At 57.6% G+C, this 12,387-nt stretch carries 10 protein-coding genes; 5 read left to right on the top strand and 5 right to left on the bottom strand.

Features of this window, described 5'->3' with window-relative positions:
• Nucleotides 1-69: 69 nt before the first annotated feature.
• Complete coding sequence (locus ACSQ3J_RS29650) at nucleotides 70-537, bottom strand: hypothetical protein (RefSeq protein ID WP_060503232.1); 468 nt, start codon at nucleotides 535-537, stop codon at nucleotides 70-72.
• Nucleotides 538-848: 311 nt separating this feature from the next.
• On the opposite strand from ACSQ3J_RS29650, the gene ACSQ3J_RS29645 reads away from it, so the two are divergent.
• The 3 genes from ACSQ3J_RS29645 to ACSQ3J_RS29635 all read left to right on the top strand — a co-directional run bounded on the left by ACSQ3J_RS29645 (nucleotide 849) and on the right by ACSQ3J_RS29635 (nucleotide 7,027).
• The gene (locus ACSQ3J_RS29645; RefSeq protein WP_436040946.1) at nucleotides 849-2,474 is read left to right on the top strand and encodes a bifunctional aspartate transaminase/aspartate 4-decarboxylase; all 1,626 of its coding nucleotides are present in this window, start codon (nucleotides 849-851) and stop codon (nucleotides 2,472-2,474) included.
• Nucleotides 2,475-2,527: 53 nt separating this feature from the next.
• Nucleotides 2,528-4,219 carry an aspartate-alanine antiporter gene (gene aspT, locus ACSQ3J_RS29640; protein WP_436040945.1) on the top strand — a complete coding sequence of 564 codons (1,692 nt, stop codon included), beginning with the start codon at nucleotides 2,528-2,530 and terminating at the stop codon, nucleotides 4,217-4,219.
• A 96-nt stretch (nucleotides 4,220-4,315) separates the two neighbouring features.
• Nucleotides 4,316-7,027 carry a decarboxylase gene (locus ACSQ3J_RS29635; protein WP_436040944.1) on the top strand — a complete coding sequence of 904 codons (2,712 nt, stop codon included), beginning with the start codon at nucleotides 4,316-4,318 and terminating at the stop codon, nucleotides 7,025-7,027.
• 238 nt (nucleotides 7,028-7,265) lie between these two features.
• On the opposite strand, the gene ACSQ3J_RS29630 is transcribed toward ACSQ3J_RS29635, so the two are convergent.
• Nucleotides 7,266-7,616 (bottom strand): potassium channel family protein, encoded by a 351-nt coding sequence (locus tag ACSQ3J_RS29630; RefSeq protein ID WP_436040943.1) that lies wholly within the window; start codon nucleotides 7,614-7,616, stop codon nucleotides 7,266-7,268.
• A 246-nt stretch (nucleotides 7,617-7,862) separates the two neighbouring features.
• Between ACSQ3J_RS29630 and ACSQ3J_RS29625 the strand changes: the two genes are divergently transcribed.
• Nucleotides 7,863-9,554 (top strand): SulP family inorganic anion transporter, encoded by a 1,692-nt coding sequence (locus ACSQ3J_RS29625; RefSeq protein ID WP_436040942.1) that lies wholly within the window; start codon nucleotides 7,863-7,865, stop codon nucleotides 9,552-9,554.
• Nucleotides 9,555-9,759: 205 nt separating this feature from the next.
• Here the strand turns inward: ACSQ3J_RS29625 and ycaC are convergent, their stop codons facing one another.
• On the bottom strand, nucleotides 9,760-10,386 hold the full coding sequence (gene ycaC / locus ACSQ3J_RS29620) for an isochorismate family cysteine hydrolase YcaC (protein ID WP_436040941.1): 627 nt from the start codon (nucleotides 10,384-10,386) through the stop codon (nucleotides 9,760-9,762).
• Nucleotides 10,387-10,521: 135 nt separating this feature from the next.
• Between ycaC and ACSQ3J_RS29615 the strand changes: the two genes are divergently transcribed.
• Nucleotides 10,522-11,439 (top strand): LysR substrate-binding domain-containing protein, encoded by a 918-nt coding sequence (locus ACSQ3J_RS29615; protein ID WP_436040940.1) that lies wholly within the window; start codon nucleotides 10,522-10,524, stop codon nucleotides 11,437-11,439.
• 332 nt (nucleotides 11,440-11,771) lie between these two features.
• Here ACSQ3J_RS29615 and ACSQ3J_RS29610 read toward each other — a convergent pair whose 3' ends face one another.
• Both ACSQ3J_RS29610 and ACSQ3J_RS29605 read right to left on the bottom strand, forming a co-directional pair.
• Nucleotides 11,772-12,020, bottom strand: a complete 249-nt coding sequence (locus ACSQ3J_RS29610; protein ID WP_060503239.1) for a YMGG-like glycine zipper-containing protein — start codon at nucleotides 12,018-12,020, stop codon at nucleotides 11,772-11,774.
• Nucleotides 12,021-12,074: 54 nt separating this feature from the next.
• Nucleotides 12,075-12,230, bottom strand: a complete 156-nt coding sequence (locus ACSQ3J_RS29605; protein ID WP_436040939.1) for a DUF3309 family protein — start codon at nucleotides 12,228-12,230, stop codon at nucleotides 12,075-12,077.
• Nucleotides 12,231-12,387: the final 157 nt, after the last annotated feature.

Genomic DNA, 12,387 nt, shown 5'->3' with positions numbered 1-12,387 from the left:
TCCCGGTGCCAGAGCGTGCTGCGGCCGGGGCATGCCGGTAGCTCGAAGAATTGGCGCCGACGCACCGCGTCAGGTGACCGGTGGTTCCCAGTTGAGATAAAATCCGATGTCGCCGGGGACGCCGTTAGGGAAATTGATCACCATAGCCTTCAGACGGTAACCCTGCGGCTGCGCCACTTCCTTGAAGCGATCGAAGAGTTCCTTGGCCTTGCCTTGCAGGGTTTGGGGCCAATCGGGATCGGCGTTATTGATGGCACGGCCGCTGTCGGTACAGAAGTCGGAAGGGAAGCTATAGACCAGAGCTTCCATCTTGCCATCTTTCACTGCCCGCGAAACGACGTTGCGGATGATTGAACGTTCCTGTTCGCCGACATGCTTGTTGAAGAACTCATCGGTGAATTTCGAGAGTTGTTCACGCTTGAGGTCCCTGATTTTGTCCTCTCGCTCCATCTCGTTAAGCTGCTTCTCAAGCATCTCCCTGCGCAGTTCGTCCGCGCTGGGAACGGGGGCGTTCGGATCGAGAGGGTTTTGCGGCATGTCAGCGGCTCCGGATTGTTGGTAGCCTCAGAATAAGCTCTGATAGAGCACGCCAGAAGTAACATACGGGAACATCCCTAGTATTGGTTATCCGCCCTGGTGGCGGGTTGCCGCAAAGCTTGCGCAGAGCCTTAGCGGTTCGGCGTCGCGTATCGACCGAGCAGACCGGTTTCCCAACGTATTCTACCCCGGACTACAGCGTAACCTACTTCCATATCCGCTGCATTCAACGGATCGTCCTGCAAATTCAAAGGAACAACGCCTCCACGCTCCGCGATTGGAATGCGCTGTGCTACAAGGAGGATAAGGTTATGGCCAACGCCGGTATCTACGCCAAATTCGAAGATCTCAGCCCATTTGAAATCAAGGATGAACTCATCCGTTTGGCGCAAGCTGACAAAGCCGGGCGCACGTATCTGAACGCCGGGCGCGGAAACCCGAACTGGGTCGCAACGCGGGCGCGCGAGGCATTCTTTCTGCTAGGGCAATTCGCGCTCACAGAATCCAAACGGGTTTTCCACGATGAAACAGCCGGCCTTGCCGGCATGCCTCCGACAGACGGGTGCCACAGCCGTCTGAAAGCCTGGGTGCAAAAGCGCAAGGGCGATCCCGACACGCCCGGCGCCGAGACGCTGGAGGCGGTCGTGGATTTTGCAATCCAGAAATTCGCCTTCGAACCCGACAAGTTCGTCAATGAGTTGACCGATTCAATTATCGGCGACCACTATCCCGTACCTGACCGTTCCCTGGTGCACAACGAAGCCATTACCCACGAGTATCTGATGTGGGCCATGTGCGCGGGCCATCGTCCCACTGCGAAATTCGATCTATACCCCGTCGAGGGTGGCACAGCCGCGATGTGCTATATCTTCAAGGCCCTGAAGAATGCCCGGCTGCTGAACTCTGGCGATACGATCGCGATGGTCACGCCGATCTTTACGCCCTATCTGGAGATGCCGCATCTGGAAGATTATGCGCTGAAGCAGATACACATTTCGGCCGATGCCGAGGATCGTTTCCAGCTGACGGATGATGATCTGAAGCCGCTTGAGGACAAGACGGTCAAGGCCCTTTTCATCGTCAATCCCGGGAATCCATCGGCCGTGGCCATGGATCCCGAGACGATGGATCGTCTGGTCAAGTTCGTGAAGACGAAACGTCCAGATTTGATGGTGCTGACGGATGATGTTTACGGCACCTTCGTGCCGAATTTCGAATCTGTGATGGGCCACCTGCCACACAACACCATTGGCGTCTATTCCTACTCCAAATACTTCGGCTGCACGGGTTGGCGTCTCGGGGTCGTTGCCGTGGCCCAGGACAACATCTTCGACAAGATGATCCGTAATCATCCGGAAGCCACGCAGAAAATCCTCGACAAGCGCTATCAGGCGCTGACGCTGACGCCTCGAGACCTGAAGTTCATTGATCGCATCGTTGCCGACAGCCGCGATGTGGCACTCAATCACACTGCGGGTCTTTCGCTTCCGCAGCAGGTGATGATGTCACTGTTCGGCCTCGTGGAAATGATGGATGTCGACAAGATCTATCAGAAGGCGTGCATGGCCATCTGCCAACGCCGCTTCGACAGGCTGATGAACGGTATGGGAATCGAATTCCAGGCCAGGCCTTATTTCGACCGGTACTACGGCATCATCGACTATGAATTCTGGGCACGGAAGTATGTTGGCGATGAAGTCACCGATTGGGTCAAGGAGAACATCCATCCGCTGGACATCGCCTTCAAGCTCGCCGAAGACCACGGGATCGTGGTTCTCAACGGATCCGGTTTCCAGGCAGCAAACTGGTCGGTGCGGGTATCCTTCGCCAACCTGCCTGACGAAGCTTACGACGCTATCGGACGCGCAATACGGGCGGTAGCACGCGGCTATCTGCAGGCCTATCGAGCCTCCAAGGGAGAGATGGCGCAACCTTGATAAAGGAAACCCGCTCACCTGCCGTATAGCCCTGCTCAGGAGATCATACCGTCATGTTTGAATGGTTCACCGCGACGCTTCAAAAGTACCCCGAAATTGCCCTCTTCCTGTCACTCGCGATTGGGTACTTCGTTGGCAAGTTTACCTACAAGGGGCTTGGCCTTGGAGCCGTCACCTCGACACTGCTTGCCGCCGTGGTCATCGGTCAGTTGGGAATCGTCATTTCGCCGAATGTGAAGTCGGTTTTCTTTCTGATGTTCCTGTTCGCTGTGGGATACGGGGTCGGCCCGCAATTTGTCCGCGGTATCGCTTCCGACGGTTTGCCACAAGCCGCTTTTGCCGTGGTCGTCTGCATTTACTGCCTGGCGGTTCCGGTCATCATCGCCATGCTGGCGGGTTATGATGTTGGTTCCGCTGCCGGTCTTTATGCAGGAACGCAAACGATCTCCGCCTCTATGGGCCTTGCTACGGACGCGATCAACCGCCTTGGTTTGCCAGCGGATCAGACCGCTACAACACTGAACGCGATGCCTATCGCGTATGCGGTAACCTATATATTCGGTACGGCGGGTTCGGCCGTCATCCTGGCTCTCATCGGTCCCCGGCTTCTCGGGATCGATCTCGCTGCCGCGTGTAAAGATTATGAAACTCGCCACAGTGCGGCAGCCGAATTGGGCGGGGCGGGATCGGCATGGCATCGCTTCGAGCTCAGGGCATATCGGATCAAACCCGATGGTCCCGTCGTCGGTCTCACCGCAACACAGGCTGAGGCTCTCGTGCCCAATGCACGGGTCTTCATAGAGCGATTTCGTCGAAACGGTACTATTCAGGAAGCCACTGCGGAGACAACATTGCAGGCCGGCGACGTCGTTGCCCTGGTCGGCCCCCGAGATGTCCTTGTCGACGTGCTCGGCCGTGAGGCGGAAGAGATCAATGATCCCGAACTGCTGAATGTTCCCGCCGAAGGCGTCGATGTGTATGTCACAAGCAAGGAGCTTGATGGCAAACAGCTGTCGGAGATTGCCAAACTACCGCTTGCCCGCGGTATCTTCCTGCGAAAAATCGTTCGAGGCGCGACCGCTGCGGTGATCCCGATCCTGCCCAACACGACGATCCATCGCGGCGACATCCTCACGCTTGTCGGCCGGTCGAAGGACATTGCCGCGGCGACGACAAATATCGGCTATGCTGATCGTGCGACCGACGTTGCCGATGTGGCTTTCATCGGTGCTGCGATTACCTTGGGTGCGCTGATAGGTTCGCTCGTCCTTAACATCGCCGGTGTGCCTCTGACACTGTCGACAGCAGGCGGTGCTTTGATCGCCGGTCTGGTCTTCGGCTGGCTGAGATCGGTGCATCCGACATTTGGGCGGATACCCTCATCGACCGTATGGTTCATGAATTCGGTTGGGCTGAACATCTTCATCGCAGTCGTTGGTATCAGCGCTGGACCCGGCTTCGTGGCTGGGCTCAAGGAACTCGGCGTCAGCCTCTTCTTATGGGGCGTGCTCGCCACCACGATCCCGTTGATCCTGGCAATGTACACAGGCAGGTATCTGTTCAAATTCGATCCGGCCATTTTGTTCGGGGCGTGCGCAGGTGCCCGCACCACCACGGCCGCTCTGGGCATGATCACAGATTCTGCCAAAAGCCAGGTGCCGGCTCTGGGCTATACAGTCACATACGCCATCGGCAACACACTCCTGACGATCTGGGGAATGGTGATCGTGATGCTCGTTGCCTAGCGGCCTGGCTGCAACCTTAATACCCATTGTGGCGACGACCCGTCATCGTAGAAAATAGGTGGCATGGTCAGCATCTGGACAAGTTGGGAGCATCAGATGGAAAATGAGACCACACATATCGATCAATTTCTGCTCATCCATTCAGTGCGTAACGACTGCTGGAGGGAAATCACCACGTTGGCCGATGCCTGGGCGGCTAATCGCGGCTTGCGCGCGGCGCTGGAAGCCGCGATCGCTGCTGGCGCGGCGGCAGAGGAGTATCACGCTTATCCTGGTGCACGGTTGCTCGCAGCCTTGGCAGAGCGCATTGCCGCGAATGATGCGGGTGGGGCGGCAATGCTCGCACGCCGCATTTCAAACGGGTTGCTGACGCATGCTTACCGCAAGCGTTTGAGCGAGTGGGACATTCATGAGGAACTTTCCTCCACCGAAGTGGCGGATGTCCTACCCCACGGCACGGCTGAGGCTGGCAGTCGCCGACCCTATTTCGAAGTCCTGTACGTTAATAGCCAGCCGGCGGCGCGATGGCCGGCGCTCGCGACAGAACTTCGCAAACTGCGCAGGCCTGAGGATCCGTTTGTTTACGAGCCGATTCTGGTGGGCTCCTTCGAAGACGCTTTTTGTGCCGCGGCATTGAACCCTGATATCATTTCCGTGGTTCTCGCCGAGGGGTTTCCCTATCGTTCCCGTCATGATGCGCCAATCCTTCGCTCCGTGCTCGATCCGCTGGGGGAAGAGGAGGGGCCGGACATGTCAGCCTTGCGCCTCGCACGCTCCCTCAAGCGCATCCGGCCTGAACTCGACATCTACTTACTCTCCGACCGGCAGGTCGAGAAAATTGCCAGTGACCCTGCGGCCGATGCGGTGCGCCGGGTCTTTTACGCGGTGGAGGAACCGCTGGAGATGCACCTTGCCATTCTCGAAGGTGTGCAGGCGCGTTATGAGACCCCCTTCTTTGACAACTTGAAGAAGTATGCCCGTCGGCCGATCGGCACATTTCACGCGCTGCCCATCGCCCGCGGCAAGTCGGTCTTCAAATCCGACTGGATCCGCGACATGGGCGAATTTTATGGGCTCAACCTGTTTCTGGCCGAAAGCAGTGCGACGACAGGCGGCCTCGACAGTCTCCTTGAGCCAACCGGCACTATCAAACGCTCGCAGGAAATGGCAGCGCGCGCCTTTGGCGCCGACCACGTCTTTTTCGTGACGAACGGTACGTCCACCTCCAACAAGATGGCAGTGCAGGCGCTTCTGGCACCTGGCGATATCGCCATTGTCGATCGCAACTGCCATAAATCGCACCACTACGGCATGGTGCTGACAGGCGCGCAGCCATATTACGTCGAAGCCTTCCCGATGACAGAATACTCGATGTATGGCGCCGTCCCACTCGCCACGATCAAACGCGCGCTGCTCGCCTTGAGAGCGGAGGGTCGTCTCGACCGGTTGCGGCTGCTGGATCTCACCAACTGCACCTTCGATGGACACATGTACAACGTCCGGCGGGTGATGCAGGAATGTCTCGCTATCAAGCCTGACCTGATTTTTCTGTGGGATGAAGCATGGTCCGGATTTGCCAGGTTCTCACCGTTTCTGCGTCCACGCACCGCGATGGGAGCCGCAGCGGATCTTGAGGAATGGTTGCGCGCTCCAGGCTCGATCAAGGAGTATGAACGGCAACAAGCGGAACTCGGCAAAAATCCGACGGATGATGCCCTGCTTGCCGCCCACCTGATCCCCGATCCTCGTCTGGTTCGCCTTCGCGTTTACCAGACAAACTCGACGCACAAATCCATGTCGGCGATCCGGCAAGGCTCCATGCTGCTGGTGAAAGACGTGGACTTTCACACGGTTGAAGCCCAGTTTCACGAGGCGGTGTTCACGCACGCTTCGACGAGCCCCAACCAGCAGCTGATCGGCAGTCTCGATGTTGCCCGGCGGCAAATGGAGCTCGAGGGCTATGGCTTGGTGATGAATGCGCTGGAGATTGCGCTCAAAATTCGCCGGGCGGTGAACGAACATCCGCTGATCTCGAAGTACTTCCACATTCTGGGTGCTGATGAGATGATCCCCGGCATATATCGGCAGTCCGGCTTCACGGATTATCTGGCACCTGGATCGACTTGGGCCACAGTTGTGAAGGCTATGCGTGAAGATGAGTTCTATCTTGATCCCACCCGCATGACACTGGTCTGCGGGACTGCAGGTTTTGATGGAACCCAATTCAAGGGATTGCTGGCGAATGAGTACGGCATCCAGCTGAACAAGACATCCCGCAACAGCGTGCTGCTACAATCGAATATCAACAATACGCGCAGTGATGTCGCGCATCTCGTCCGCGTTCTCGTCGAGATATGCCGCGGGATCGAGAAACGTCTGGCCGACGGCGGCGAGGGGGAACGTGCGACGTTCGCAAGGCGAGTGAAATCGCTGATGACGGACGTGCCTGATCTTCCCAACTTCAGCCACTTCCATGAGGCCTTCCGCGGCGACGCTGGCCGGACGACACCGGAGGGCGACATGCGCACCGCCTTCTTCAAAGCATATGATGCCTCGGTATGCGAATATGTGCCGCTCATCGGTGCGGAATGCGACCGGCGTTTGCGCGAAGGCCCGGAGATGGTTTCGGCAAACTTTGTCATTCCTTATCCGCCAGGCTTTCCAATCATGGTGCCGGGACAGGTCCTGACACAGGAGACGATCGACTTCATGCGCAAATTGGATGTGAAAGAAATCCATGGCTACGAAAAGGCGCGGGGACTGAAGCTGGTCAAGCCGGGTGTTGTGGCCGCGAAGGCGAAAAGATGACCAATCTTTGCTGAGAAAGCAGGCGGAGCGGGGCTGCATGCTCATCCGCGGGCTTTTTACGCGCGGGCCGGGACATCCCTTGGCAGTACCATTGCCGTTCTCGGAGACACCCCCGCTGCGCCGATCGTCAGCGGGATCGCGTGGTGGAACTGACCGTTTGACAAACTATCGGCAGCACCGGGATTGGGTGCGTCTATCGGGTTTCGGTGTCATGCTACGAGCTCGACGAGATACCCTTCTACTTCGTTCTATCGTCGTCCGTCGCATTGAGCGCCCGCACGGCCACGGCCGCCACCAAGCCTGTAAGGACAATACCGGAAAAGCCAATCAGCAGAGACAATAGGCGGGTCATGAGGTGTTTGGGCACGAAATCGCCGTAGCCAATGGTCAGTCCAGTGACGAAAGTGAAGTACAATGATTCATCTATTCGCCAATCTTCGATGTATCCAACAACTATTCCAGACCCAATGATAATAACGAGGATTCCGGAGAACAAGGGCCACAAAATGCGAATTTGCTGTAGCAGTTCGGAGAAGAAAAATCGTCTCATATTCTTCGCACTAGGCTTGGACCTTTTGCTTGCTGGCATATGCTTAAGCCCCTGAATTTCTGCATTTCACCCGCAACGGTCCCTTACCGTTGCCGAGAAATGAAACAAATGGAAAGTCGCGGTTCTACCATTCGAGTTTCGGCCCTGCAGTGCCGGTATAGTTACACTACACTATTTCGGCGTTTGCTAACCTGCCTATGCAGCGACTGGAACGATCAACAGGTGACCTCGGGCAACGGCGTGTCAACCGGCCGGACGCTGTTAAACTGATGGAGGTGCAAAGTCATGGTTCCATTGCCGAATGCCGGTCAATTGCCATTGCCGCCGGACGGGACGTTGCGCCTGGACATCATCGCGGGCCTGACCGCTGCTGCGGTTGTCTTGCCGAAAGCGATGGCATACGCAACGGTTGCGGGCTTACCGGTCAACGTCGGCCTCTACACGGCCTTCGTGCCGATGATTGTCTATGCGCTGCTGGGTAGCTCCCGGGTGCTGAGCGTCAGCTCCACGACAACCCTTGCCATTCTGACGGCAAGCCAGCTTGCCCTCGTCGTGCCGGACGGAGAGCCTGGTCAGTTGCTGACGGCGACAGCAACGTTGACTGCACTCACAGGCCTGCTCCTCATAGTGGCGGCGGCTCTCCGTTTGGGCTTTGTTGCCAACTTCATATCTTCGTCGGTCTTGACCGGCTTCAAGGCGGGGATCGGACTGGTGATCGTTCTCGATCAGCTTCCGAAACTGTTCGGCCTTCATATCGTCAAGCAGGGCTTTTTCCGCGACATCCTAAACTTCGTGCAAGATTTGCCCCATGCATCGATCGTCACGTTGGGCATTGGTGTGACCGCGCTTGCGCTCTTGTTACTGCTGGAACGGATGTGGCCCCATTCCCCCGCGCCGCTCGCCGTGCTCGGGGCAGGCATTGCTGTGTCCTGGATGGCTGGGCTTGGCGACAGCGGCGTGCCGATCGTGGGTCACATTCCTCAGGCACTACCGTCCTTGACTTTGCCAGATACCGATCTCATTTTGCAATTGCTTCCGGGTGCAAGCGGTATCGCATTGATGAGTTTCACAGAGACGATTGCCGCCGGACGGGCGTTTGCCGTGCCCGGGGATCAGCCGATCCGGCCCAACCGCGAACTGGTAGCTACAGGCCTCGCCAACCTCGGTGGCGGCTTTTTCGGCGCTATGCCGGCGGGAGGCGGCACGTCGCAGACGGCGGTGGTGCGTGCTGTGGGCGGATCTACGCAGAAAGCGTCGTTGGTCACCGCGGCGGCTTCCGCTGCGACGATGCTGGTACTTGCGCCGTTGCTCGGATTGCTGCCGCAGGCCGTGCTCGCAGCCATTGTGATCGTCTACTCCATCGGCCTTATCAACCCCGCAGAGTTCATGTCGATCCGCAAGGCCCGCCGCATGGAGTTTCGCTGGGCGTTGGCAGCTTTCTTGGGAGTGCTTTTTTTTGGTACGCTGCAAGGCATCATCGTTGCCATTATCCTTTCGCTGGTTGGTCTCGCAAGCCAGGTCGCCAATCCACGTCTCCATATCATTGGCCGCAAGCGAGGGGAGGATTTGCTGCGGCCGCTTACGGCAGAGCGCCAGGACGATGAAACCTTCGAAGGCCTTCTGATCTTGCGGCCGGAGGGACGCCTCTTCTTCTTGAATGCCCAGTTGGTCGGCGATCGTATCCGCGAACTGGTCGATCAGGAAAAGCCACGCATTTTGCTGATGGATCTCAGCCGCGTTGTGGATATCGAGTATTCGGCCCTTCAGATGATCATGGAGGGAGAGCGTAACCTTGCGGGGCAGGGTATTGAGCTATGGCTCGCGGACCTCAATCCCGAGGTGCTCGATTACGTGCGCGCATCGGGTTTTGCTGCACAGCTTGGTGCCGCACGCATGTTTTCGGGCACACGGGCAGGGATCCGCCATTACCAGAGCAGCATCGAGGCAATGCCGGCGCAACCCCTTGCCGGAGCCTGAAGTCTCGGATTTGCGCGCTGACCGGAAAACGTGAAGGGTGACATCAACCGGTGCAGCAAGATTGCAGCAACTTGCTGCTATTGGCTCGAACAAACAGCCCTGAGCCGTCATGGCCTCCACCGGAGGTGGCGGCCATGACGTATTGCTTTAACCTTCAACTCCATGGCAGCGGATGCAGCTGCCATGGAGAGTAGCTGGCGCCGGCTTACTTGCCGGATGCCATCGTGTTGTAGCTGGTGATCAGGTTGCGGTAGTCCGGAATGTGGTTAGCAAACAGCGTGCCCAAACCTTCGATGTCGTTGCGCCAGTCGCGGTGCAATTCACAGGCGACGCCGAACCAAGTCATCAATTGGACACCGGCGGCGCTCATGCGGTCCCAGGCCGAATGGCGGGTCACTTCATTGAAGGTCCCTGAGGCATCGGTGACGACAAATACGTCAAATCCTGCCTCGATGGCCGACAATGCCGGAAAAGCGACGCAGACTTCGGTAACGACGCCCGCAATAAGCAGTTGCTTCTTGCCGGTAGCCTTCACCGCCTTGACGAATTCTTCATTGTCCCAGGCGTTGATCTGGCCAGGCCGGGCAATGTACGGGGCTTCGGGGAATGTCTCCTTGAGTTCCGGCACCAATGGGCCATTGGGGCCATTTTCAAAGCTGGTCGTGAGAATTGTCGGGAGTTTGAAATATTTTGCAAGATCGGCCAACGCAAGCACGTTGTTCTTGAACTTGTCCGGATCAAAATCCCGTACCAGAGAAAGCAGGCCGGTTTGATGATCAACGAGAAGAACGGCAACGTCATCCCTGTTGAGGCGTACATATGGCTTGGTCATCGGACATTTCCTTTTCGTGGCTAAAGGTTTGGGCCGTAGCTCGTCACGTCGCGCCGTGGCGTTGAGAAGGAATATATCAACAACGAAAGACACGGAAGATTGCCAAAGGCGACGAAGCGTTCTATTCATAGGACGATGGAAGATCTGAACGACCTTTATTTTTTCGTCCAGGTGGTGGACCATGGTGGTTTTGCGCCAGCGGGACGCGCCATGGGCGTACAGAAGTCAAAACTCAGCCGTCGTATCGCTCTTCTCGAGGAGAGGCTTGGCGTCCGCCTGATCCAACGTTCATCGCGCCATTTTTCAGTCACCGATCTCGGACGCGAATACTACCACCGCTGTCTGGCGGTTCTCGTTGAGGCGGAGGCTGCAACGGCTTTCATCGCACAGCACCGCGATGAGCCACAGGGCGTGGTTCGGATCAGTTGCCCGACCGCGCTCATTTCGTTCCAATTCGGTGCGCTGTTTGCCAAATTTCTCACGACCCATCCAAAGGTCGAACTGCATCTGGAAAGCACCAACCGCCGTGTGGATGTGCTCGGCGAGCGTTTCGACGTCTGCATTCGTGTGCGCTTCCCGCCCTTGGAGCAGACCGATCTCCTGATGAGGAAACTGGACGATAGTTCACAATATCTCGTCGCGCGGCCGGGATTTCTCGAAAGACCGCTCGCAACGCCAGCCGATCTGCGGGGATTGCCCAGCATAGCATGGACCTCTGTATCCAATACTTATGAATGGCGGCTTGAAAGACGGGATGGCGAGCAGGTTGCAATTCCCCATCGCCCCCGCTTCCTGACCGATGATATGACAGCGCTGCGGGACGCGGCACTCGATGGAGCCGGGATCGTTCAACTCCCAACCATGATGATCTGGCAGGATCTTGCCGCAGGCACATTGGTGCCCGTCTTGCCAGATTGGCGCCCAGCGTCAGGCATCGTGCACGCGGTATTTCCGTCCCGGCGCGGTCTGCTGCCCTCCGTACGCACCCTCATCGATTTTCTGGCGCGAGAATGCGCCGTTCAACGGCAAACCATTGATGAGAGCCTTTTCTGACCGTAAACCACCTGGGCAACCTGAATGGCTGGTTCCGGTATCTGACGGCTTGGATTGCGGCTGAGTTTTTCACGCTCTCCTCCAGCATTTGCGGATAGATTCGTCAGGTGTGGAGCCTTGCCCGCAAAGGTTGCGGATTCCCGGCAGGCTGGTTAACACTCCAAAAGTTTAGCGTTTGATGGGACGTGCCATCAGGTCGTCCATAGGTGCGGAATTAGCAAAAAGTCCTCGATGACCGATCCAAATGCGCGGTCATTCACTCCAGGGTATCCAGACGCAAAAAAAACGGGCCAAAGCCCGTTTTCCTGTTTTGGCTTATCTCTGCTGTCTGATCAGCAGGATGCCGTGTAGCGGCGGCCATAACGGTCGCGGTAGACGCAGCGGCCCGGTTCGCTGGCATTACCGATCAAGGCACCGGCCACGCCGCCGACTGCAGCGCCGACTGCTGCCCCGCGCACATTGCCTGTTGCCACACCTCCGATGACGGCGCCGGATGCGGCGCCGATTCCGGCCCCCTTCTCGGTCTGGGTGCACGCGGCGAGCGGAAGAATGAGAACGGCTGCGAGGAGAATTTTCTTCATGACTGGTTCCTTTTCAAGGGGTGTTGATGGGCGAAAAGCGACGGTGCGGGCAGATCAGATGCGGCCCATCAATACGAGGATGAGGAGGATCACGATGACCAGCCCGAGGCCACCTGACGGTCCATATCCCCAATTGCGGCTGTGGCCCCAACTGGGTAGTGCGCCGATAAGCAAGAGCACCAGGACGATCAGGAGAATTGTACCGAGCATGTTGTTTCCTCTTCGTGTTTCTGCCGTGCCAGGCACGGGGTCTGCTGCGGTAACGCCGCTCACGGGGATTTGTTCCCGTGTGAGATTTTCATTAAAGGCCGAGTGGCAGAGTATTGCCGAGCGGCACAGTCGCGGTCCTTCCCCTTCCGCAGCTCTT

Origin of the sequence: Rhizobium sp. LjRoot98 (assembly GCF_964252935.1) — a bacterium.
In the GTDB taxonomy this organism is placed as follows: domain Bacteria; phylum Pseudomonadota; class Alphaproteobacteria; order Rhizobiales; family Rhizobiaceae; genus Pararhizobium.
Note: the sequence above shows the minus strand (reverse complement) of the source record. Positions and strands in the feature narration are given on the sequence as shown.

Bases quoted from the DNA above. Each gene is read 5' to 3' on its own strand.
- ACSQ3J_RS29630 (WP_436040943.1), bottom strand. From the start codon at position 7,616: ATGCCAGCAAGCAAAAGGTCCAAGCCTAGTGCGAAGAATATGAGACGA.
- ACSQ3J_RS29615 (WP_436040940.1), top strand. From the start codon at position 10,522: ATGGAAGATCTGAACGACCTTTATTTTTTCGTCCAGGTGGTGGACCAT.
- ACSQ3J_RS29650 (WP_060503232.1), bottom strand. From the start codon at position 537: ATGCCGCAAAACCCTCTCGATCCGAACGCCCCCGTTCCCAGCGCGGAC.
- ACSQ3J_RS29610 (WP_060503239.1), bottom strand. From the start codon at position 12,020: ATGAAGAAAATTCTCCTCGCAGCCGTTCTCATTCTTCCGCTCGCCGCG.
- ACSQ3J_RS29625 (WP_436040942.1), top strand. From the start codon at position 7,863: ATGGTTCCATTGCCGAATGCCGGTCAATTGCCATTGCCGCCGGACGGG.
- ycaC (WP_436040941.1), bottom strand. From the start codon at position 10,386: ATGACCAAGCCATATGTACGCCTCAACAGGGATGACGTTGCCGTTCTT.
- ACSQ3J_RS29645 (WP_436040946.1), top strand. From the start codon at position 849: ATGGCCAACGCCGGTATCTACGCCAAATTCGAAGATCTCAGCCCATTT.
- ACSQ3J_RS29635 (WP_436040944.1), top strand. From the start codon at position 4,316: ATGGAAAATGAGACCACACATATCGATCAATTTCTGCTCATCCATTCA.
- aspT (WP_436040945.1), top strand. From the start codon at position 2,528: ATGTTTGAATGGTTCACCGCGACGCTTCAAAAGTACCCCGAAATTGCC.
- ACSQ3J_RS29605 (WP_436040939.1), bottom strand. From the start codon at position 12,230: ATGCTCGGTACAATTCTCCTGATCGTCCTGGTGCTCTTGCTTATCGGC.